General features: G+C 43.8%; 22 protein-coding genes. 10 read left to right on the top strand and 12 right to left on the bottom strand.

Translation table 11 applies throughout. The features are described 5' to 3' along the window. Window positions 1–3 precede the first annotated feature (3 nt). Together P253_RS07785 and P253_RS07780 are read left to right on the top strand one after the other, a co-directional pair. Window positions 4–969 carry a hypothetical protein gene (locus P253_RS07785; RefSeq protein WP_016659390.1) on the top strand — a complete coding sequence of 322 codons (966 nt, stop codon included), beginning with the start codon at window positions 4–6 and terminating at the stop codon, window positions 967–969. Window positions 970–1,104: 135 nt separating this feature from the next. Further along, the gene (locus P253_RS07780) at window positions 1,105–1,599 is read left to right on the top strand and encodes a hypothetical protein (protein WP_016659389.1); all 495 of its coding nucleotides are present in this window, start codon (window positions 1,105–1,107) and stop codon (window positions 1,597–1,599) included. Window positions 1,600–1,772: 173 nt separating this feature from the next. Here the strand turns inward: P253_RS07780 and P253_RS07775 are convergent, their stop codons facing one another. After that, complete coding sequence (locus tag P253_RS07775; RefSeq protein WP_016659388.1) at window positions 1,773–2,351, bottom strand: DJ-1/PfpI family protein; 579 nt, start codon at window positions 2,349–2,351, stop codon at window positions 1,773–1,775. 347 nt (window positions 2,352–2,698) lie between these two features. Then, complete coding sequence (locus P253_RS07770; protein ID WP_016659387.1) at window positions 2,699–3,316, bottom strand: hypothetical protein; 618 nt, start codon at window positions 3,314–3,316, stop codon at window positions 2,699–2,701. A 357-nt stretch (window positions 3,317–3,673) separates the two neighbouring features. Here P253_RS07770 and P253_RS07765 point away from each other — a divergent pair, with 357 nt between their 5' ends. After that, window positions 3,674–4,381: a DUF4145 domain-containing protein gene (locus tag P253_RS07765; RefSeq protein WP_035363249.1), complete on the top strand. Its 708-nt coding sequence runs from the start codon at window positions 3,674–3,676 to the stop codon at window positions 4,379–4,381. Window positions 4,382–4,430: 49 nt separating this feature from the next. Here P253_RS07765 and gatB read toward each other — a convergent pair whose 3' ends face one another. The 3 genes from gatB to gatC are packed head-to-tail and all read right to left on the bottom strand — an operon-like array spanning window position 4,431 to window position 7,748. Continuing rightward, on the bottom strand, window positions 4,431–5,906 hold the full coding sequence (gene gatB / locus P253_RS07760) for an Asp-tRNA(Asn)/Glu-tRNA(Gln) amidotransferase subunit GatB (protein WP_016659385.1): 1,476 nt from the start codon (window positions 5,904–5,906) through the stop codon (window positions 4,431–4,433). Continuing rightward, on the bottom strand, window positions 5,906–7,384 hold the full coding sequence (gene gatA / locus P253_RS07755; protein ID WP_016659384.1) for an Asp-tRNA(Asn)/Glu-tRNA(Gln) amidotransferase subunit GatA: 1,479 nt from the start codon (window positions 7,382–7,384) through the stop codon (window positions 5,906–5,908). Before gatA ends, gatB begins: the two co-directional genes overlap by 1 nt. A gap of 49 nt (window positions 7,385–7,433) precedes the next feature. Next, on the bottom strand, window positions 7,434–7,748 hold the full coding sequence (gene gatC / locus P253_RS07750; protein WP_016659383.1) for an Asp-tRNA(Asn)/Glu-tRNA(Gln) amidotransferase subunit GatC: 315 nt from the start codon (window positions 7,746–7,748) through the stop codon (window positions 7,434–7,436). Between the two features lie 132 nt (window positions 7,749–7,880). Between gatC and P253_RS07745 the strand changes: the two genes are divergently transcribed. The 6 genes from P253_RS07745 to P253_RS15765 all read left to right on the top strand — a co-directional run bounded on the left by P253_RS07745 (window position 7,881) and on the right by P253_RS15765 (window position 12,637). Next, entirely contained in the window at window positions 7,881–8,927 is a 1,047-nt protein-coding gene (locus P253_RS07745; protein WP_005179708.1) for a rod shape-determining protein, read from the top strand. 16 nt (window positions 8,928–8,943) lie between these two features. After that, window positions 8,944–9,801 carry a rod shape-determining protein MreC gene (gene mreC, locus P253_RS07740; protein ID WP_005179707.1) on the top strand — a complete coding sequence of 286 codons (858 nt, stop codon included), beginning with the start codon at window positions 8,944–8,946 and terminating at the stop codon, window positions 9,799–9,801. Then, window positions 9,788–10,282: a rod shape-determining protein MreD gene (mreD, locus tag P253_RS07735; protein ID WP_016659382.1), complete on the top strand. Its 495-nt coding sequence runs from the start codon at window positions 9,788–9,790 to the stop codon at window positions 10,280–10,282. Before mreC ends, mreD begins: the two co-directional genes overlap by 14 nt. Beyond that, entirely contained in the window at window positions 10,267–10,836 is a 570-nt protein-coding gene (locus tag P253_RS07730) for a Maf family nucleotide pyrophosphatase (RefSeq protein ID WP_016659381.1), read from the top strand. Before mreD ends, P253_RS07730 begins: the two co-directional genes overlap by 16 nt. 40 nt (window positions 10,837–10,876) lie before the next feature. Next, window positions 10,877–12,331, top strand: coding sequence for a ribonuclease G (gene rng / locus P253_RS07725; RefSeq protein ID WP_005179701.1), 1,455 nt, complete (start codon window positions 10,877–10,879; stop codon window positions 12,329–12,331). Between the two features lie 132 nt (window positions 12,332–12,463). After that, window positions 12,464–12,637, top strand: a complete 174-nt coding sequence (locus P253_RS15765; RefSeq protein WP_005179698.1) for a PA1571 family protein — start codon at window positions 12,464–12,466, stop codon at window positions 12,635–12,637. Window positions 12,638–12,746: 109 nt separating this feature from the next. Here P253_RS15765 and P253_RS07720 read toward each other — a convergent pair whose 3' ends face one another. Both P253_RS07720 and P253_RS07715 read right to left on the bottom strand, forming a co-directional pair. Beyond that, on the bottom strand, window positions 12,747–14,138 hold the full coding sequence (locus tag P253_RS07720; protein WP_005179696.1) for a WS/DGAT/MGAT family O-acyltransferase: 1,392 nt from the start codon (window positions 14,136–14,138) through the stop codon (window positions 12,747–12,749). Between the two features lie 163 nt (window positions 14,139–14,301). Next, window positions 14,302–15,036 carry a phosphoadenylyl-sulfate reductase gene (locus tag P253_RS07715; protein WP_016659380.1) on the bottom strand — a complete coding sequence of 245 codons (735 nt, stop codon included), beginning with the start codon at window positions 15,034–15,036 and terminating at the stop codon, window positions 14,302–14,304. Between the two features lie 202 nt (window positions 15,037–15,238). On the opposite strand from P253_RS07715, the gene thrH reads away from it, so the two are divergent. Then, window positions 15,239–15,856 (top strand): bifunctional phosphoserine phosphatase/homoserine phosphotransferase ThrH, encoded by a 618-nt coding sequence (thrH, locus tag P253_RS07710; protein ID WP_016659379.1) that lies wholly within the window; start codon window positions 15,239–15,241, stop codon window positions 15,854–15,856. Window positions 15,857–15,915: 59 nt separating this feature from the next. On the opposite strand, the gene P253_RS07705 is transcribed toward thrH, so the two are convergent. From P253_RS07705 to P253_RS07685, 5 genes are all read right to left on the bottom strand, one after another. After that, on the bottom strand, window positions 15,916–17,067 hold the full coding sequence (locus tag P253_RS07705; protein ID WP_016659378.1) for an OmpP1/FadL family transporter: 1,152 nt from the start codon (window positions 17,065–17,067) through the stop codon (window positions 15,916–15,918). 312 nt (window positions 17,068–17,379) lie between these two features. Continuing rightward, complete coding sequence (locus P253_RS07700) at window positions 17,380–18,708, bottom strand: OmpP1/FadL family transporter (protein WP_016659377.1); 1,329 nt, start codon at window positions 18,706–18,708, stop codon at window positions 17,380–17,382. A 455-nt stretch (window positions 18,709–19,163) separates the two neighbouring features. Continuing rightward, window positions 19,164–19,811, bottom strand: coding sequence for a 3-oxoacid CoA-transferase subunit B (locus P253_RS07695; RefSeq protein WP_016659376.1), 648 nt, complete (start codon window positions 19,809–19,811; stop codon window positions 19,164–19,166). Between the two features lie 3 nt (window positions 19,812–19,814). Beyond that, entirely contained in the window at window positions 19,815–20,516 is a 702-nt protein-coding gene (locus tag P253_RS07690; RefSeq protein WP_016659375.1) for a CoA transferase subunit A, read from the bottom strand. A gap of 18 nt (window positions 20,517–20,534) precedes the next feature. Next, complete coding sequence (locus tag P253_RS07685; RefSeq protein ID WP_005179677.1) at window positions 20,535–21,110, bottom strand: VOC family protein; 576 nt, start codon at window positions 21,108–21,110, stop codon at window positions 20,535–20,537. Window positions 21,111–21,130 lie beyond the last annotated feature (20 nt).

The raw sequence follows: 21,130 nt of genomic DNA, 5'->3' as shown, positions 1-21,130 counted from the left end.
GACGTGAATGTCAAAACCTTCATGATGTTGGCTGGGGTCGGTGTCGTCTTTTCGGGCTGTGTCAGTGTAGAAAGTTTTAGTCCAGATGCCTTGAAGCACTTTGCTGCGCCACAAGAGCTGATTGCGAAAAAAAATCTGAATCAGACCAATGGTTCAGCCAAAGCCTATGTGTATGACTGGGGACCGCAGCGTAAAGAGCTGGCGGCAGAATCGCTGATTCCGCGCAAATATATGGGCAGCTATTGTCAGTCGCAGCAAGGCCATTTAAAACTGGCCTATAAAAGTACGATGTCGATGCTGAAAAACAGTTGGTCCAAAAAACTGTTGGCGACTTATCGCGATGTCAATCAGGGCATTGGTGCCTATCGCTGTGTCAGAAAAAATGGCCCGGATTGGATTGTTTCAATCGAGCCGGTCAGCGAGCGTAAACGTGATGGTCAGGGTGAAGTCCGCATTGTGCATTTACTCACTCAAGTCATGACGGAAGATGAAGCACGGCGTTTTTATCGTTCGGCATCTTCCAGTAGCAAGAAGGCTAATACCAGCACTAATCGGAATAATAAAAACACTAAAGCTGTTGCCAAAGAGCCCGAACCAAAAGAATCACCGGAACTTCCAGCCGAGAAACCCCCAGCACCCGTAAAAGCAGAGCCTGTGGTGGCTGCGACCCCACAACAGCAGCAGATGAAATATTATGTCGCTGCACGCCGTGATTTAAACAGTGGCCGCAATGAGTTAAATGCCTGTAATAGCGCACAGCGGGCCTATAATTATGGCCGTTTACAGGGCACCAATGCGCGGAATGTCTATGCTGAATCGGGGATTTTACTGGCGCGTTGCTTAAGCGCTGTGCCGAGTTTTAGTAACCGTTTTTCCCAGCCCAAAGCCCGGGCCAAACGGATTTTACAGGAGCTGGCCAACCAGTATAATCATGCCGGTGCCAAGCGTATGCTCAGGCAAATGAAATAGTCAGTATAAGTAATAAGGAGAAGCACATCACTTCTCCTTTTTTATGCGCGTTACATAGTCATAACAGGTGAGATTGCTGCTTGCATGCTACAAATAGGCTATTTCTGGGATGAGTCGATGTTGGCGAGGTATAACATGATGCAGTTGAGTCTAAAGCAGCTACGAGGATGGAGTCTAGCGATTGCGCTATTGGGTTGCTCACAAGTGAGTACGGCTGGTCCGGCCGTTGATCAGTTGAGTGACTGTCTGGTGAAGTCGACCACGGCAACCGATAAAACTGCGGTATTACAGTGGACCTTTGTTGCGCTATCTGCACATCCGGATTTGAAACACTTGAGTCAGGTAACGCCAGAACAAAAACAGGCTTTAGATCAAAAGCTGGCAACCGTTTTACAACGTATTTTGGTAGAGCAATGTTCAGCTCAGACTAAAGCAGTGATTCAAGCTGAAGGTATACAAGCGGTTGGAGACAGTTTTCAGGAGCTTGGACAGATTACGGGTGAGGAAATTTTAAAGAACCTTGAAGTGAAAGGGCAGTTGCAAGGCGTACTGCGTTATGTGGATTTGAATAAATTGGTCACGACTTTTTTAACCCCAGAGATTTGGAATAAGTTGGGTGTAACGAGGTAGTTCGGCCTTTGAAGATTATGAATAGTGAGAGCGATTTATAAACTGAATCGAAAGCATTAATGTTATAAAAAAAGCCATTAAAAAAGCTCCTTGAATCAAAGGAGCTTTTTTTATTTTTGAATCTAAAGGCTGATAGGTCATCTCATAAAAGATTCACTTGAGGAACAACACAATTAAATCGTCACAGTCGCCCCTAAAGCTTGAATAAACTGTGCCATCCAAGCAGGGTGTGCAGGCCAAGCCGGCGCTGTGATCAAGTGTCCATCAGTTACAGCTTCAGTTACTTCAATGTCTGCGTAAGTTCCGCCTGCAAGTTTCACCTCGGCTGCACAGGCAGGGTAAGCGGAACAAGTACGACCTTTGAGTACATCGGCTGCCGCAAGAATTTGTGCACCATGACAAACTGCTGCAATTGGTTTTTTCGCAGCATCAAACTCACGCACAATCTCAAGGATACGTTCATTCATGCGTAAATATTCGGGCGCACGTCCACCGGGAATGACTAAACCGACATAGTTATCTGAGTTAACTGCATCAAAGTCATAGTTAATGGTAAAGTTATGACCGCGTTTTTCGCTATAGGTTTGTTCACCTTCAAAATCATGAATCGCTGTGGCAATGTTGTCACCGGCTTTTTTGTCAGGGCAAACGGCATGAACGGTATAACCAAGACCAACTAAAAACTGAAAAGGTACCATGGTTTCGTAGTCTTCAGCATAGTCACCTACAAGCATAAGAATTCGTTTTGACATGATGTATCCCTCTGTTGAAATATGATTTATATCAATTTTTCATTTACCTTAGCATATTGAAATGACAGTTTTAAGCAGGCTGTAAATTCTTTAGTTGTATATTTTTATTTAGATTTATAAAAAGTTATGGATGGTTATAGTTCAAATTATGATGAGTCTAGTAGGCTAGCTGTTATCAATTATTAATGACTTTAGTGTTTTTCACAAAGTTTTAAAAAGTTAAATATTTACCTCTCCCTTGCGCAGCACTGCTGCTTATCTCCTAAAAGGAGAGGGGGGATATCCAAAAAATCGTTTAAGTATTTATTCACTTTGAAAGCTCCCTCTCCCATTGGGAGAGGGATAAATCACAGCAAATCAGGATAAAATTTTTCATAGTCTAGATTTGGTTCATGCGTTACTTTCAGCTTGCCTTTAGATCCTGTGACATAGCTATTGATCTCTTTAAGTGGTTTCTCATGCCAACCGATATTGAATGCACAAAACGTATTTTCTTTTTTAAAAAATTCTAGATGACTGTATGGCAAGTGATTGTGAATCCAATATGCAATCTGTTTCCAATTATTTGGGTCTTTTTCAATTAAATCGATGAGTGAGGGAATGATAATACACGCCGTTGCACCGTAGCCTTTTGCGTCAGGATAGTCCCAAATATGGCTTGCAAAGTTTTTCTCATTGCTTGCGCAGTTGTGTCCTTTTTCATTACCAAGTTGGTTGACGCTTGGTGAACGGTACGCGGAACGAATGGCAATACGTCCAAACTTTTCTTGCAGTGGTTCAAGTAGTTCTTCGCAGAGTTTTGAGCCCATACGAATCGCAATGTCAGGATGGTCGGGGAAGTTAGGTACACCGTACCAATTTGCGATTTCGCTATAGAGGAAATCGCGCATAAAAAATGACTTTGAAAGTTGGATACGTCCTAAGTCTTCAAGTTTGCCAATTGAGGATGCTTTTTTGATGGTCATGTTGTTTTTGGTGTGAAGTATTTGGATTGATTGTATGGTTAAAAATATGAAAATTAAATATTTACTTCTCCCTAACCCTCTTTTTAAAAGTGAGGGAATTTCTATTGCAGAACCTATAACGGTATTAAATTAGTAATGGATGCTCCTTCTCCCATTGGGAGAAGGCGGGGATGAGGGGGGATAAGTCCTAAGTCTTTGAGTTTGACGATGGAAAATATTTAGTAGGCGTCTATGTATTTAGTGGTAATTATTTAAAGAAAAATTTCTTTAAACTTTTCAAAGTAATAATAGTTTTAAAACTTACAGATTTGTATGTAAACTTGTTAAATAAAGAAAAATTCAAGCTAGTTAAACATCATGAAAATACCAGAGCTACCAAAAACAATTCTTGATCAAAAAAGTTTTAAATGTCCCCATTGTGGAGCATTTTCATATATGAAATGGGATAATTTATCTTTACTTGTATATGATGACCAAGGCGCTGAACATAACGTTCTAACTAGGGTTCATCAAGCAAATTGTGCATCATGTAATAAAGATAGTATTTGGTATAACCATCGAGAAGTTACTGGTTGGTTAGCTTTACAGGGTATACCTAGACCTAGTGATAACACTGAGCTATTAAGATTATTTCCAGTTCAGGAAGTCAATAGTCAAGATATTCCAGATTATTTACCTGATACGCCAGAAGAAGTAAAAAAATTATATAAAGAGGCAGCTTTGATTTTTGAATTGTCACCACGTTCTGGTGCCGCTCTTATACGTTTGGCTTTGGAAAAATTATGCGAGCATTTAGGTGTTAAAAAGAAGAATATTAAAGAGTCAATTGAAGAGTTGGCAAAACAACAAATTATTCCATTAAGAGTTGCACAAGCTGCTGATAATATTAGATTGATTGGAAATGCAAATGTACATCCAGGGATTATTGGTGATGAAGTTTTAGAAGATATTAATCCTGCTATTTTTACTTATATTAATTTAATAGTGGATTATGCTATTACAAAACCAAAGGAAATTGATGAAATTAACTCCTTATTTCCAGAACAAAAAAGAGCTTCATTATAAGTATAAAAAACCCGCTCTAAAGCGGGTTTTTTATTAAAGAAAAATCAGATTAACCAATCAATTTCTTCATCAATTCATTCACTTGAGCAGGGTTAGCTTTACCTTTTGCAGCTTTCATCACTTGACCAACAAGACCGTTGAAAGCTTTCTCTTTACCAGATTTATACTCTTCAACCATCTTTTCGTTGGCAGCAAGCACGTCCTTAATAATTGCTTCAATTGCGCCTGTATCAGTTTCCTGTTTCAAGCCTTTCTCAGCAATAATCTCGTCCGCAGATTTGCCTTCTTCCCACATAAAGCCGAATACTTGCTTCGCGATCTTACCGTTAATCGTGTTGTCCACAATACGCGCGATCATACCGCCAAGTTTTTCCGCAGATACAGGAGAATCCGCCAACTCCAAGCCTGCTTTATTTAAAGCACCTGAGAATTCACCCATCACCCAGTTTGCCGCAATCTTACCTTGTGCAGCACCGCCAGCAGCTTTCACTACTTCTTCATAAAACTCTGACATTTCACGAGTCAGCGTCAATACGTGTGCATCGTACTCAGTCACACCAAATTCAGCCACGAAACGCGCACGACGTGCCGCAGGAAGCTCAGGCATAGTTGCTTTAATGGCTTCAATTTGCGCATCAGGAATAATCACAGGCAACAAGTCTGGATCAGGGAAGTAGCGGTAATCGTTCGCTTCTTCTTTAGAACGCATTGACCGGGTTTCCATCTTCACAGGGTCGAACAGACGAGTTTCCTGGTCGATGGTGCCGTCCCATTCCAGAATTTCCATTTGACGTTCAATCTCAACATTGATCGCTTGTTCAATGAAACGGAATGAGTTCAAGTTTTTAAGCTCACAACGTGTACCGAATGGCTGACCCGGACGACGTAGCGACACGTTACAGTCCGCACGGAATGAACCTTCTGCCATGTTACCGTCAGAAATACCTAACCAGCGTACCAGTGTGTGAATCGCCTTGATGTAAGCCACGGCTTCTTCAACAGAACGCATATCCGGTTCAGATACGATTTCCAATAAAGGCGTACCGGCACGGTTTAAGTCAATGCCTGACATGCCTTCAAACTGGTCATGGATGGATTTACCCGCATCTTCCTCAAGGTGTGCACGCGTCACGCCAATGCGTTTAACCGTGCCATCTTCAAGCTGGATGTCGATATGACCCAAGCCCACAATCGGGTTATCCATCTGGCTAATTTGGTAGCCTTTAGGCGAGTCAGGGTAAAAATAGTTTTTACGTGCAAATACAGAAGCCTGATCGATATACGCATCAATCCCCAGACCAAAGCGAATCGCAAGATCAACCACTTCTTTGTTCAGCACTGGCAATACGCCCGGCATGGCCAAATCTACAAGGCTCGCCTGAGTGTTTGGATCATTACCAAACTCGGTAGAAGAACCAGAGAAGATTTTAGATTTAGTCGCAAGCTGAGTGTGAATCTCAATACCAATCACGACTTCCCAACCATCAATCAGGTTTGATTTTGGTTTAGCAGCGTTTTTAGCCATTATGCATTCTCCTCAGCAATTGCAGCGCGTTTAGTATGCCAATCGGTTGCTTGTTGATACTGATGTACCACAGACAACAATTGAGATTCTGACCAGTAGTTACCAATCAACTGTAAGCCAACTGGCAAGTTGTCTTTGTCAAAACCAACAGGCGCGTTAATCGCAGGAAGACCTGCAAGGTTTACCGCGATGGTATAGATGTCACCTAGGTACATTTCAACCGGAGACAGGTTTGCACCGATACGGTATGCAGTAGTTGGTGCAGAAGGCGCAGCGATGACATCTACAGATTCAAATGCTTTTAAGAAATCTTGCTGGATTAAACGACGTACTTTTTGTGCTTTCACATAATAAGCATCGTAATAACCAGCAGACAGGGCATAGGTACCAATCAGGATACGACGCTGAACTTCAGCACCAAAACCTTCTGAACGAGAGCGTTTGTAAAGGTCGAGAAGATCTTTTGGCTCTTCACAACGGTAGCCATAACGCACGCCGTCATAACGAGACAGGTTCGAAGATGCTTCTGCAGGTGCGATCAGGTAGTAAGTTGGAACATAAGCTTCAGTCATGTTGAGATCAATCTCAACCAGAGTTGCGCCCATTTCTTCCAGTTTTTTCAATGATTCTTCAACGCGTGCTTTCACGTCTGCATCCAGACCTTCAACATTGAAGTACTGTTTTGGAATACCAATGCGCAGACCTTTCACAGAAGTGCCGTTCAGGTTGGCAACGTAGTCATCAACATCTTTGTCCATTGATGTTGAATCTTTAGCATCATGACCTGCCATCACATTCATTAAATATGCGCAGTCTTCTGCAGAGCGTGCCATTGGGCCTGCCTGATCTAAAGATGATGCATAAGCAATGATGCCGTAACGTGAAACACGTCCGTAAGTGGGTTTTAGACCAGTTAAGCCACAGAAAGACGCAGGCTGACGAATTGAACCACCAGTATCAGTACCGGTTGCAAATGGTGCCAGATCAGCAGCAACAACCGCAGCAGAACCACCTGAAGAACCGCCTGGAACGTGATCTAGTGCCCAAGGGTTTTTGGTCGCGCCAAAGTATGAGCTTTCCGAGGTCGAACCCATGGCGAATTCGTCCATGTTCACTTTACCAAGTGTCACTAGGCCCGCAGCTTTACCTTTCGCTACAACGGTCGCGTCGTAAGGAGAGATAAAATTATCCAGCATTTTAGAACCAGCGGTGGTTTTAATGCCTTGGGTACAGAAAATATCTTTATGCGCAATGGGCACACCGGTCAGCACACCAGCGCCGCCAGCTTGACGCAGCGCATCGGCAGCATCGGCTTGGGCCAGTGCTTGCTCAGCGGTCACAGTCACGTATGACTTCACTTGAGCATCCACTTTTTCGATGCGTTTTAAGTAATGTTCAGTCAATTCGCGTGATGAAAATTTAGCATTGGCCAAACCCTCAGTCAGTTCACGAATGGATAAGCGATGTAAATCTGTCATGAGAAATATTCTTTACCTGAATTCAACAAAAAGATGAGCGCTGAAAAAATTATTCAATTACGCGTGGTACCAGATACAAACCGCCCTGCACGGCAGGTGCAACAGCTTGATATTGCTCACGATGATTCTGTTCGGTTACGACGTCTTCACGTAATGGTTGCGGGTGGTCAAATGGGCTTTTGAGTGGCTCAACGCCATCGGTATCGATGCCTTTTAAGGTTTCCATCATGCCTAAAATTTTATTTAGACTTTGAGCATATTCAGCAGATTGCGTATCATTGAGCGACAACCGAGCAAGATTGGCGATTGCTGAAACTGTTTGTGCATTTAAATCTGCAGAATGCTGTGCATCCGATGTAGACATAACATCACCTAATCAGTATTAAAAATTTTCAAAATATCGTGCGTTATAATAAGCGATTGACTTGTCCAAAGCATCACATTTAGTTAAAGTTGCCAACTTGCGTCCACATAAAGTTTAATCGAGAACGACTCCGTGATTCTAAAACGACTAATTGGCTTGTTTTCACCAGATCTAGCCATTGATTTAGGTACAGCAAATACACTTATTTATGCGCCAGGACGAGGCATTATATTAAATGAACCGACGGTTGTGGCAATTCGTCACAGCGGTTCACAGAAAATCGTTGCCGCAGTCGGTCTGGATGCTAAACAGATGCTGGGTCGTACACCTGCCAATATTTCTGCCATTCGTCCAATGAAAGACGGCGTCATTGCCGACTTTGAAGTGACTGAAACCATGCTGAACCAGTTCATCAGTAAAGTGCATGAAAAGCGCCTGTTTCCGCCTGCACCGCGCGTGGTGGTGTGTGTGCCATGCAAATCGACGCTGGTTGAACGTCGCGCCATTCGTGAGGCAGTGTTTAATGCCGGTGCGCGTGATGTCCGTTTAATTGAAGAGCCGATGGCTGCAGCAATTGGTGCCGGTATGCCGGTTGAGCAGGCGTGTGGTTCGATGGTGGTCGATGTGGGCGGTGGTACAACTGAAATTGCGATTATTTCGCTACAAGGTTGTGTCTATGCAGATTCACTGCGTATTGGGGGCGATGTGTTTGATGAGCAGATCATCAACTATGTCCGTAAAGCGCATGGCTGTGTGATTGGTGAAACCACAGCAGAAACCATCAAGAAAGAAGTGGGCATGGCAGTTCCGGAAGAAGGTGCGAAGCCTCTGGAAATTGAAGTACGTGGCCGTAACCTGGCCGAAGGGGTGCCACGTGCCATTACCGTGACTTCTGATGAAATTACTCAGGCGATTTCTGACCCGTTACAAAATATTGTGTCCGCAGTAAAATCGGCGCTGGAACAAACACCACCAGAATTATCTTCAGATATCGCCGAGCGCGGTATTGTCCTGACCGGTGGTGGTGCCTTGCTGCGTAATCTGGACAAGCTGTTGGCCAAAGAAACCGGCTTGCCAGTGGTCGTGGCTGAAGAGCCTTTAACCTGTGTCACCCGTGGTGGTGGCAAGGTGCTGGAATTCTTTGATAATCCAAACCATGACATGTTATTTGTAGGCTAATCAAAAGGACCCGGCGGTGCAATCACATCTGTTTTCCAGACAACCGCCATCTTTTCGCTCCTTTATTATTGCGGTCATTACATGCTTGGTGGTGCTGTTTTTTAACTGGCGCATGCCGCATGTAATTCAACCGGCAAGGGATCTCTTGTACGCGGCATATAATCCGATTTATGCGCTGGCAAGTTATCCGGTGTTGTCGCGAGAATGGCTAAGTCAACAAAGTAAATCTGAAGCCCAACTGCGTCGTGAAAATACCGCGATGCAGGCCGAGCTGCTTCAGGCGCAGGTACGCCTGCAAAAACTCTCCGAACTGTCTGCTGAAAATACCCGTTTACGTGGCTTACTCGATACGCCGCTGATCATTGACGGACGCATGGAAATTGCCGAAGTGATTGGGACCGATGCCGATCCGCTACGGCATATTATTGTGATTAACCGCGGTGCCAACCGTCAGCTCAAAGTCGGGCAAACCGTGCTGGATGATCGCGGTATTATGGGCCAGATTGTTGATGTCTATCCGCACAGTAGCCGGGTGATGCTGCTGTCCGATAAAGAACATTCGCTGTCGGTACGTCTGGAACATACCGGTATGCGCGCGATTGTTTCGGGCACAGGTGACTTAGGTCGTTTAAAAATGGAATATGTGCCGACCAGTGCCAATATCAAAGTCGGTGAAAAAGTCTATAGCTCCGGACTTGGTGAACATTTCCCGGCAGGTTATCTGGTCGGAACTATTTCCAAGGTCAGCCGGCATAACTCGGGCGAGTTTGCGCAAATTGATGTGATTCCTGCTGCACAGCTGGCCGGTGGACATCATGTGGTGGTGTTATTCTCTGAATCCTTATCACGGGAGCAGCCACATGCCAATCGCTAAAATGGGCCAGCGTAAACCCAAAGATCCTTTATTCCCGATTATTTTTTCGGTCATTATTGCCTCGGTGCTGCTGGTTTATCCTTTGTCTTATGGCTTATCGGGCTGGCGTCCGGTATTTATGATGATGGTGATGCTGTTCTGGGTCATGAGCCAGCCGACCTGGTGCGGCGTCTGGTTTGCCTTTGGCACCGGCCTGTTTGCAGATTTGCTGCTGGATGCCCCGCTGGGCATGAATGCCTTAAGTTTTGTATTAATTACTTTTGTGGCGCGATTCTTGACCCGTGAACGCCGGGTGATGACTTTTGCCAATTTATGGGTGATTGCCAGTATTGCCATTGTGGTCCATCTGGCGCTGATCTGGCTGTTACAGGTTATGGCTGGTATTGAATTTCCATTTGCCCGTCACTGGCAACCGGTGCTGTCCAGCATTCTGGTCTGGCCGGTGCTGTATTATCTGCTACGAAAATGGCGCAGCGTATAATTCTGGCCTCCAGCTCACCTCGACGCCGTGAGCTGCTTGAACAGTTGGGGCTGCAATTTGAGATTTACAGCCCGGACATCGACGAGTCTATTTTGCCAGATGAGCCAGTTGAGCAGTATGTTGAGCGGCTGGCCTGTGCCAAAGCCGATGCCGTGTTGGCACGTTTCCCTGATGCGATTGTGATTGCCGCCGATACCAGTTTGGGTGTTGATGGGCAGATTTTAGGAAAACCAGAATCCAAAGCGCATGCCTTTGCCATGTGGCAGCAGATTTCCGGTCGAAAACATGATGTATTTTCAGGTGTTTGCGTACGCACAAAAGCAGAAAAATACAGTATAGTGGTACGTACCCAGGTTGAATTTCAAGCGCTGAGTCTGAGTGACATGGAGTGTTATTGGGCCAGTGGAGAGCCGCTGGGTAAGGCGGGAGCCTATGCCATACAGGGCATTGCAGCACGTTATATCCCGCGTATTGAAGGCAGTTATAGCAACGTGGTGGGATTGCCGCTGCATGAAACCGTACAGTTATTACAGACAGTTAAGGCACTAAATTAACTGCTGCTACAAGAATTTTTATAAGGCTTTGAGTTGTATTATGTCTGACGAGTTGTTGATTAACGTCACGCCTATGGAATGTCGTGTCGCGTTAATTCAAAACGGCACGGTCAATGAATTATTTGTTGAACGTACCGCCAAACGTGGTTTAGTAGGAAATATTTATAAAGGTAAAGTGGTACGGGTGCTGCCAGGTATGCAGGCCGCCTTTGTCGATATTGGGCTGTCACGTACCGCTTTTTTACATATCAATGACATGGTCTGGCCACGCAGCCAGCCAACGCCAAATGTCTTCGAGCTGTTACAGCCGGGGCAAATCCTTACCGTGCAGGTCATGAAAGACATGCTCGGTACCAAAGGTGCGCGCCTGTCGACCGATCTGTCAATTCCTTCGCGTTATCTGGTATTGATGCCATTTGGCAGTCATATTGGCGTATCACAGCGGATTGAATCGGATGAAGAGCGTGACCGTTTACGCTCGATGATTGAACGCATTCAGAAACAGCATAAACTGCCGGGCTCGGTGATTGTTCGTACCGCCGCAGAAGGGGTGGAAGAAGCCGCCATTGCCCAGGATATGGCCTATCTGGCCAAGCTGTGGGAGCATATTCAGCGTAAACAGAAAATTATTGCGGTGCCGTCTTTAATTTTTGAAGAGCTACCTTTACCGCAGCGTGTGATTCGCGATCTGGCCAATGAAGAAACCGCCAAAATCTATGTCGATTCACGTGAAATTTATGCCAAGCTAAAAGACTTTGTCGATGAATTTGTGCCGAATATGCAAAATCGCTTGTTGCATTATCCGGGTGAGCGGCCGCTGTTCGATTTATACAATGTCGAAGAAGATATCCAGAAGGCGCTCCAAACCCGCGTGGCGCTGAAATCGGGTGGCTATCTGATGATTGATCAGACCGAAGCCATGACCACCATTGATATCAATACCGGTTCTTATGTCGGTGGGCGTAGTCTGGAAGACACGGTCTTTAAAACCAATATGGAAGCCACACAGGTGATTGCACGTCAGTTGCGACTGCGTAACTTGGGCGGGATTATCATCATTGATTTTATTGACATGCAGGAAGCGCAGCATCGTGAAGAAGTGATGTGCCAGTTCGAGAAAATGCTGGAACGCGATCATGCCAAAACCAAAATTACCCAGGTGTCTGAACTGGGTCTGGTGGAAATGACCCGTAAGCGTACCCGTGAATCTCTGGAACATTTGCTGTGTGAGTCTTGTCCAACCTGTCAGGGCCGCGGTTATGTGAAAACAGCCGAGTCAGTGTGTTACGAGATTTTTCGAGAAATTATGCGCTATGCACGTGCCTTCGAATCTCAGCGTGGCTTTACTGTCGTTGCCCATCCATCGGTGATTGACCGGCTGTTAACCGCAGAAGCACCAGCCGTCGCGGATCTGGAGCATTTCGTGAATCGTGTCATAAAATTCCAGGTTGAAAATTTATACACGCAAGAGCAATACGATATCATTTTAAGCTAAAATTGTAACAGGATATCGTTAAACAGTTGTTACATCTGAAATTTTACTTTTTTAGGTAGATTCACAATACTAAGCATACACCAGAGCCAAAGCCGTAATCTCCCTTACGGTTTCAGCAAAATGAGGTCTATCATGGGTATGAGCGAAGTCGTGATTAATAAAAGTCTTAAAGTTTTAGAACCAAAAACTGTACACAGTGCGGCGTATATCGTAGATGAGCAAGGTAAAGAAGTACAAATTACTACCGCCATGATTCGCACCGTCTGTCAGCAATTATTAAAACAATGTCGAACCATTAAAAGTTAAGGGGCCTTTTGAAAGCCCCTTAATTTTTTCTCTTATCATTACAATTTTAAAAAAGAGATTCATACTTTTCGTCTGAATCTCGATATTCTTCCGGCCTGGGCCGAGTCTTTCAACTAACTTTTTGTTCCACCTCGTCCAAGGTCACATCTACCGTTTCAATAATCCGTTCAAAACGCTGAATTTCATCTTCCAGATGCTGTAACAGGTTCTGCATTTTTGGCAGGGCATTGCGACAGGCCGTTAAACCGACTTCCAGCTTGTCCTGATAACTAGTCATGGTGATATTCAGCGCCTGACCATCCAGCACAATTGAAGCCGGATACAGCGCTTCAAGTTTGGCACCATTCCAGTACAGCGCTTCACGCGGTCCCGGCACATTGGAAATGACCAGGTTAAAGGCCTGACGTTTTGGCATTAAACCAGACACAATATTTAGGCCGGCGGCGCTATAAACAAAGGCGCTATAGTTCAGAATCTGGTTGGCATTCATGCGTTTAAAGCGCTCTTTGGCATTCAGCACGCTGCGGCGAATAATGCTGAGACGTTCCAGCGGATTGTCCTTGTGCGTCGCCAGATTGGCCAGAATCATGGTAATCCGGTTGGATACATCAGAATCATCGCTACGGACTGACGCGGGTACCATGGCAATTAGTGGTTTTCTTGGCAGGGCATTCTGGCTGAGTAAATATTCACGTAAGGCACCTGAACAGATGGCCAGCACAATGTCATTAATAGTCACGCCCAGGGCCTTGGCAATTTTATGCAGACGGGCAAACTCATAGGACTGTGCAGCAAAGCGGCGTGAGGAACTAACGCGCTGATTCAGGATTGAACTTGGTGCCTGGAAGCTGGATACATAATCCGGATTACGGCCCATATCTTTCATTACGGTTTGTGATAACTCGTACATGACTCGTGGCGTGGCTTCCAGTTGGCTTTTCAGGCCTGCCGCAATATTCTTGAAGCGGCTGGCTTTCGGCTCTTTCAGGCGTTTGGCGCGGCGGCCTTCTACACACCAAGGCGGTACAATACTTTTGGCATCTGGATCGTGTGAGAGCGATTTTTCCAGTAAGCGCATGCCGGCAATGCCATCAACCATGGCATGATGGATTTTGAAGTACATAGCAAAGCGGTTGCCTTCAATGCCTTCAATAATATGACAGGTCCACAGCGGTTTGGCGCGGTCAATCAGTGCGCTGTGTTCTTGAGAAATATAGGTCAGTAATTCACGGATTCGTCCCGGATGAGGCAGGGCGATATGACGGAAATGGTGGTCCAGATCAAATTCAGGATCTTCATCCCAGAATAGTCCATTTAATTTATTGTTAAATGGTGGAATCGGCATCGATTGAGAATTACGGATGTCTTCGACCAGATCTTGAATAAAGGTTTCAGGTGCGTTCTCTGGAATCTGAAATAGGAATAACCCCCCAACATGCATTGGTTGCTGGCGTTTTTCTAAAGACAGAAAGATAAAATCAATCGGATGTAATGGACGCATAGCGTTAATTGCCTCACTGCAATATGACCGACCCTCATTGGAACGGCTTTTTAGAATTATAGGTGAACTGACTTAGTATATAGTGTTTATCATATAAACGCGGAACTTTGTTTATTCTGTTGCGTAAAAAAATAAACCACTGCTGGGCAGTGGTCTAGCGCATTTATTTTTTCAGATTTCCGGCGTGAAGTCCACATTCTTTATGGGTTGCATCTTCCCACCACCAGCGGCCTTCGCGTTCATGCTGGTTTGGTAACACTGCACGGGTACATGGTTCGCAGCCAATCGAAATAAAACCTTTTTCATGTAATGGATTATATGGAATTTCCATTAAACGGATGTAATTCCAGACATCGCTACTGGACCAGTTGGCCAAAGGATTGTACTTGATGAGCTGTTTGCCAGGACCAGAAAAACCTGGGTCAGCCTGAACCACCGGAATTTCATTACGGGTGCCTGGACTCTGGTCTTTACGCTGACCGGTAATCCAGCCATCTAGCGTGGCCAGCTTTTTACGCAGCGGCTGAACCTTACGGATGCCGCAGCATTCCTGATGACCATCGGCGTAGAAACTGAACAGGCCTTTTTCATTGACCAGTTGCTGAATCGCTTCAGTTTCGGGGAAACAGATTTCAATTGGAATATTATAGTGCTTGCGAACGGTTTCAATAAATTGATAGGTTTCGCCATGCAAACGGCCGGTATCCAGGCTAAAGACACGAAAAGGCAGACCCAGATTGGCCGCCATATCAATCAGCACCACATCTTCAGCGCCTGAAAAGGAAATCGCAATTTCACCTGGCTGGCTGAGTGCCAGTTTTAGAATTTCACTTGGAGATTTATCTGCATATTCGGCGGCAAGCGCGTCAACGAGATCAATAGTGGGAATGGTAGTCATAATATTCCTGGCTATAGGCTTGGAGATGACAAAACCTATATTAATTTATTTCGGCTGTATTTTAATAGAAATGCCAAAACCGACTTATCACTAAAAAATCAATGCTTATGAAAAAAATAGATTTAAAAAATAACAAGTCAAAAGCACGATCTTGGTCTATGATAGAGCAAATTTTTTTCAATGACAGATATGGGGAGCATTCATGGAAGTTGTATGTCTTGATCTTGAAGGTGTGTTGGTTCCAGAAATTTGGATTAACTTTGCAAAAAAAACTGGGATTAAAGAGCTAGAAGCGACAACCCGTGATATTCCTGACTATGATGTATTAATGACACAGCGTTTGAATATCTTAAAACAGCATGGTTTAGGTTTAAATGATATTCAGGAAGTGATTGCCGATATGGGCCCATTTCCGGGTGCTAAAGAATTTGTGGAATGGCTACGTACCCATTTCCAGCTGATTATTTTATCTGATACCTTCTATGAGTTTGCACATCCGTTGATGAAGCAATTGGGCTGGCCAACCATTTTCTGTCATAAATTAGAAACAGATGAAAATGGCATGATTACAGCATATAAATTGCGTCAACCCGACCAAAAGCGTCAGGCAGTTAAAGCCTTACACGGTTTAAATTTCCGAGTAATTGCTGCAGGTGATTCGTATAATGATACAACGATGTTGAGTGAAGCGGACAAAGGTTTCTTATTTGATGCACCTGAAAATGTGATTGCAGAATTCCCACAATTCCCTGCAATTCATGGTTATGAAGCATTAAAAGAAGCAATTCGTAATGCTTCAGTGCGTGATATCCCTGCTTAAAGAATTTAAGTAAATAAAAAGGCGCTATAAGCGCCTTTTTTATTGAATCTATCAAAAAATCAGAAGCGGTAACCGATTTTCATGCCATATGCGATTGCAGTGTTATCGGTGAACTCTCCTACAACATTAGGGCCTGCTTTAGCCTCAGCGTCACCTAACCACATATAGCGAACACCTGCTTGAATAAAGTAATTTTCGGCTGGGCTATATTGTCCACCTAAACCTACACCCCAGTAACCTTCGGTTGGTCCTAGTGTTGTTACAGGATTACCTGCACCTGAGTCATAACTTACTAAAGCAGAGCCAGACCATTTGTCGCTAAATTTACGGCCAACACCAACATTTGCAGACCATTGATCATCTGAGTAGTCAATCAAATTACTACCTGAGCGTAATTTTAATAAATTAGGTGTTACTGCAAATTGGCTCCAATTTACCCAGCGTACGTTAGCAAAGGCTAAAGTATTTGCTGCAATACCTGTTTGAAGATCTAAATTTACAGATTGAGGTGTTATAGCTGTAACATCTGGTGAAAGAGGCGATGCAATAGTTCCAAATCCAAAGCTCTCTGTTGAATTTGCCTCATGATCGATTTCTGAACGATAAGTAATAGCTGCTTTTAAAGCAATTTCAGGGATTTGATAGGCGAAACCAGCAAGCCAGCCCCAAGCTTCTTCTTCATCAAGTTTAATATCATAGCCCGAATTTCCATAAGCTGCACCTCGTAATGCAATTTTAGCTTCTACAGTTTGCCAAACAGGTCCAGCATAAAAATTCCAGTTTTCAGTTGGTTGATAACCGATTAAAGCTGTAAGGTTATTAGTTTTTACTTCTACTTGAGTGCTTTCTCGTTGAGTACTAAGAGGATTTACTTGTGAAAAACTTACATTATTTGTTGGATAAATTGAATCGGCACCATAAGGTTGATCATAAATCAGACCTAAAGATATTTTATCAGTTGCTTGAACTTTAATAGCAGCAGATGGAAAGTAGTAGTCTTCTGCCATGTCGCTGATAGATTCACTACCTAGTTGAGGAATAGATTTTCCAGATACGCTAGGATCAATCACAGTAATACCTGCTTCAGCATAATTACCCGGCTGTAAAAAAGCAGAAATAGATTGACCAGAACGGTCTAGGCCAGCTGCTTGAACTGCAGAAAGAGGTAAAGTGCTAAGTAAAATAGCAGAATAAGTTTTATTGAGCTTCATGGTACGTTCCCTGATGCCATCTGTAACAAAAATGTGCTGGGAAAGTAACATAATTTTAAAAAGAGTAAATACTCAGCTCTGTTGAAGAAATGAACTAAGGCGGTTAAATAAAAGGGTTGCTTAGAGTATTTATACTATATTTTTATATTAACTAAATGATAAATAAGAAAATAAAAATAAAAGATAAATTTTAAAAAATTAATATTTGGAGCAGGATTAATTGCTTGTAAAACAAGCAAATGATATGCAAGTGTATAAAATTAGAGTTAAAAAATAAAAACCACTCGAAAGTGGTTTTTATTTAATCAGAGCTTAGAAGCGATAGCCCATTTTTAAGCCGTAACCTAAAGCATGGTTATCTTCAAATTGTGCTACAGAGTTTCCTGTACCAAACATTGATGCAGGTTGAGCTTTAGCATCACCTAACCAGAAGTACTTCACACCACCAGCGATAAAGTAGTTTGCAGCAGGTGAGAATTGCAGACCTAGGCCAACATTCCAGTAACCTTCAGTTGGACCTAAAGTTGAAACAGGGTTGCCTGCACCTGAATCCCAACCTACAGAGACATTACCTGCCCATTTTTCATTAAATTTACGGCCTACACCTACAGTAGCTGACCATTGATCATCTGTATAACCCACTAAGTCAAAACCATTTGGATTATCTGGGGTTAAGCCTGCGGCACCTAAAGCTTCTGAAACTGTACCAAACTGTTCAGGACGAATTGAAAAATCTTCCCAGTTTACCCAGCGCACATTAGCAAAAGCGACTGTGTCAGCCATGATACCAGTTTGGAAATCAAGGTTTACAGATTGTGGAGTTGTAATTTTAGTAGTAGTGTTTTCGTTATATACCGCACCTGGCCCAGGAACTAAACCAGTTAAAATTAAGCTTGTACCATATTCATTCGTTGCTGCTTCATGATCAATTTCAGAACGATACGTTAAAGATGCTTTTAATGCGATTTCAGGAATTTGGTAAGCTAAACCTGCAATCCAGCCTACTGCAGAATCTTCTTTCATATCTGCATTATATTGGCCTAATGCAATAGTAGAACCGTATGCGGTACCACGTAATTGAACATTCCCTTTAACGGTCTGGTATACTGCACCACCATATAGGTTCCAGTTTTCAGTTGGTTGGAAACCTAATAGGAACGTTAAATTTTCGGTTGTAACTTCTACTTCAGTTGCTTCTTGGCCATCATGTAATAAGCCCTGTCCAGCAAATAATGCAGCTGGAAGTCCCAAGCCTGCTAATGCTGGGTTTGCTCCAGCATCACCAACTGAATAGGCTGCATCAGCACCAAAAGGTTGATCGTATAAAAGACCCACTGATAATTTATCAGCTACTTGAAACTTTAATGCTGCACTTGGGAAGTAATAATCTTCACCCATGTCTGATAGAGAGGTATTCTCAAGACCAGCTAATGCTGCAGGAATAGCAGCGTTAGGTGTATAACCTGCATTAGCTTTACCAGATACAGATGGGTCTAAAACAGAAATACCTGCTTCAAAATAGTTGCCAGGTTGTAGGAAGGCTGCAATAGATTGGCCTGAACGATCTAGTGCTGCTGCAAATGCGCCTGTCATAGGCACAGTTGCAAGAATCATTGCTGTGCTAAGTGCTTTTAATTTCATTATACATTTCCCTTGGGCTATAAAGTCTTTTATGACAGTTTTTGTTGATGCTTTAAGCTTTCATTTTGGATGATTTCGATTTGTGCAAACCGAGACCATTTGTTACTCCATGTGACAAAAATAGCACAATTAAAATAAGAGTAAATGCTCTAGAAAAAACTAATCAGTATAAAAAACACGCTGAATAGAGTATTTGTTCTAATTGGTGTGGGTTTTTGGATTGTTAGTGATTGAAAATTAAAGAATAAAATTTAGAATCAATCTCTTGTTTGAATGTTTTTAATTGATTGAAATTTGATCGATTTTGGTAGTTAAAAATTTGAGGCTTATTTATGTGAAACTATAATTTTTGAGATTTAATTCAAAATTTTAGAGACTCGCGTGCTCTTAAAAAATCAGGTGATTAGTGGGTTAAAAACAGAAGCAGCTATTTGGCTGCTCCTGATCGGTGGAATTTAAGCTGCATCTAGTCCTGTTGTGATTAGCTTAGCCCCTGTAGCAGCCTGAATTTGTGCAAGGGTCACATCTTTGGCCAATTCTACGAGTTTCAAACCCTGTTCAGTCACATCAATTACACCGAGGTCACTAATAATCCGGTTGACGACGCCTTGACCGGTCAGGGGTAGACTACATTCGGAAAGTAGTTTTGGGCTGCCATCTTTGGCACAGTGTTCCATGAGCACCACGACTTTCTGTACCCCAACCACCAGATCCATGGCGCCGCCCATGCCTTTGACTTTTTTTCCTGGAATCATCCAGTTAGCCAAATCGCCACGTTCCGACACCTCCATGGCACCTAAAATGGCAATGTTGACATGTCCACCACGAATCATGGCGAAGGACTCTGCGCTCGAGAAAAATGATGCACCCGCTTGTGCGGTTACAGTCTGTTTCCCGGCATTAATCAGGTCAGGATCAACCGTTTCCTGAGTTGGAAACTCACCAATGCCCAGCAGGCCATTTTCAGACTGTAGCCAGACGTTAATATGTTCTGGAATATAGTTGGCGACCAGAGTCGGCAGGCCAATCCCTAAATTAACATAAAAGCCATCTTGCAGTTCAAGTGCAGCACGCTGGGCCATTTCATTTCGCGTCCATGCCATGGTTTAAGCCTCCGCCTTTAAGGTCATCTGTTCAATCCGTTTTTCGGGTGTGCTGTTCAGTACCACACGGTTGATATAAATTCCAGGCAGATGGATCTCATCCGGATCCAGCTCGCCAATTTCCACAATCTGCTCGACTTCCGCAATGGTAAATTTGCCGGCCATGGCACATTCAGGATTAAAGTTACGGGCAGTTTTGCGGAATATTAGATTTCCAGCTTTATCTGCCTTGTAAGCTTTAATTAATGCAACATCGGCAGTTAAGGCGTGTTCCAGAATATAGGGTTTTCCTTCAAATTCACGGACTTCTTTGCCTTGGGCAATCAGTGTGCCGACCCCGGTTTGCGTGTAAAAGGCCGGAATCCCCGCGCCGCCAGCACGTAATTTTTCTGCCAGTGTGCCCTGAGGGGTCAGTTTCACTTCCAGTTCACCGCTTAAATACTGGCGCTCAAATTCCTTGTTTTCACCAACATAGGAAGAGATCATCTTTTTAATCTGTTTGGTCTGTAGCAATTTACCCAAACCAAAATCATCGACTCCGGCATTGTTGGAAATACAGGTCAGTCCCATCACCCCGGTATTTTTTAGCGCTTCAATTAAGGCTTCAGGAATGCCACAGAGGCCAAAACCACCCACTGCGAGAGTTTGCTGATCGGCCACCACATCGGCCAACGCCAGCTCAGCAGTTGCTACTACTTTATTCATCTGTTTTAACCTGCTTGTTTAGCTGTCGACTTTGGCACTGCCAGCGTTGTTGTCTAACTCGGAGGCATGCAGGAAATGGGTATGATGCGGCGCGCGTTTGGTCTTGCTCCATTGCTCCAGCATTTCATGCTTCATGTCTTCGGTAATCAGGGCGATTTTTTCTGGCGCAGCTTCATCATCGTAGGCCAGTTCCAGACGATGGCCATTCGGATCAAAAAAGTAAATTGAATGGAAAATGCCATGATTGGTCACGCCTAAAACCTCGACACCATTGGCTTCCAGATGCGCTTTGGCTTCGAGCAGTGCAGCGCGGTCTTTGACTTTCAGGGCGATATGCTGCACCCATTTCGGGGTGTTTTCATCACGGCCCATTTCTGGCTGGGTCGGCAGTTCAAAAAAGGCCAGTACATTGCCATTGCCGGCATCCAGGAATAAATGCATGTATGGGTCAAAGGCTTTGGTCGACGGCACATAGTCTTCGGCAAAAGCCAGAATAAAGTCCATATTCAGGTTTTTTTTGTACCATTCGACGGTTTCTTTGGCATCTTTACAGCGATAGGCAACGTGGTGAATTTTTTCAATTTGAATGGTCATGGTTCAATATCCTTATTGAT

Origin of the sequence: Acinetobacter indicus CIP 110367 (genome assembly GCF_000488255.1) — a bacterium.
Lineage (GTDB): Bacteria > Pseudomonadota > Gammaproteobacteria > Pseudomonadales > Moraxellaceae > Acinetobacter > Acinetobacter indicus.
The sequence above is the reverse complement of the archived record's forward strand: the minus strand, read 5'-3'. Positions and strand labels throughout refer to the sequence as shown.

Bases quoted from the DNA above. Each gene is read 5' to 3' on its own strand.
- P253_RS07780 (WP_016659389.1), top strand. From the start codon at position 1,105: ATGATGCAGTTGAGTCTAAAGCAGCTACGAGGATGGAGTCTAGCGATT.
- P253_RS07775 (WP_016659388.1), bottom strand. From the start codon at position 2,351: ATGTCAAAACGAATTCTTATGCTTGTAGGTGACTATGCTGAAGACTAC.
- P253_RS07770 (WP_016659387.1), bottom strand. From the start codon at position 3,316: ATGACCATCAAAAAAGCATCCTCAATTGGCAAACTTGAAGACTTAGGA.
- P253_RS07765 (WP_035363249.1), top strand. From the start codon at position 3,674: ATGAAAATACCAGAGCTACCAAAAACAATTCTTGATCAAAAAAGTTTT.
- gatB (WP_016659385.1), bottom strand. From the start codon at position 5,906: ATGGCTAAAAACGCTGCTAAACCAAAATCAAACCTGATTGATGGTTGG.
- gatA (WP_016659384.1), bottom strand. From the start codon at position 7,384: ATGACAGATTTACATCGCTTATCCATTCGTGAACTGACTGAGGGTTTG.
- gatC (WP_016659383.1), bottom strand. From the start codon at position 7,748: ATGTCTACATCGGATGCACAGCATTCTGCAGATTTAAATGCACAAACA.
- mreD (WP_016659382.1), top strand. From the start codon at position 9,788: ATGCCAATCGCTAAAATGGGCCAGCGTAAACCCAAAGATCCTTTATTC.
- P253_RS07730 (WP_016659381.1), top strand. From the start codon at position 10,267: ATGGCGCAGCGTATAATTCTGGCCTCCAGCTCACCTCGACGCCGTGAG.
- rng (WP_005179701.1), top strand. From the start codon at position 10,877: ATGTCTGACGAGTTGTTGATTAACGTCACGCCTATGGAATGTCGTGTC.
- P253_RS15765 (WP_005179698.1), top strand. From the start codon at position 12,464: ATGGGTATGAGCGAAGTCGTGATTAATAAAAGTCTTAAAGTTTTAGAA.
- P253_RS07720 (WP_005179696.1), bottom strand. From the start codon at position 14,138: ATGCGTCCATTACATCCGATTGATTTTATCTTTCTGTCTTTAGAAAAA.
- P253_RS07715 (WP_016659380.1), bottom strand. From the start codon at position 15,036: ATGACTACCATTCCCACTATTGATCTCGTTGACGCGCTTGCCGCCGAA.
- thrH (WP_016659379.1), top strand. From the start codon at position 15,239: ATGGAAGTTGTATGTCTTGATCTTGAAGGTGTGTTGGTTCCAGAAATT.
- P253_RS07705 (WP_016659378.1), bottom strand. From the start codon at position 17,067: ATGAAGCTCAATAAAACTTATTCTGCTATTTTACTTAGCACTTTACCT.
- P253_RS07700 (WP_016659377.1), bottom strand. From the start codon at position 18,708: ATGAAATTAAAAGCACTTAGCACAGCAATGATTCTTGCAACTGTGCCT.
- P253_RS07695 (WP_016659376.1), bottom strand. From the start codon at position 19,811: ATGGCATGGACGCGAAATGAAATGGCCCAGCGTGCTGCACTTGAACTG.
- P253_RS07690 (WP_016659375.1), bottom strand. From the start codon at position 20,516: ATGAATAAAGTAGTAGCAACTGCTGAGCTGGCGTTGGCCGATGTGGTG.
- P253_RS07685 (WP_005179677.1), bottom strand. From the start codon at position 21,110: ATGACCATTCAAATTGAAAAAATTCACCACGTTGCCTATCGCTGTAAA.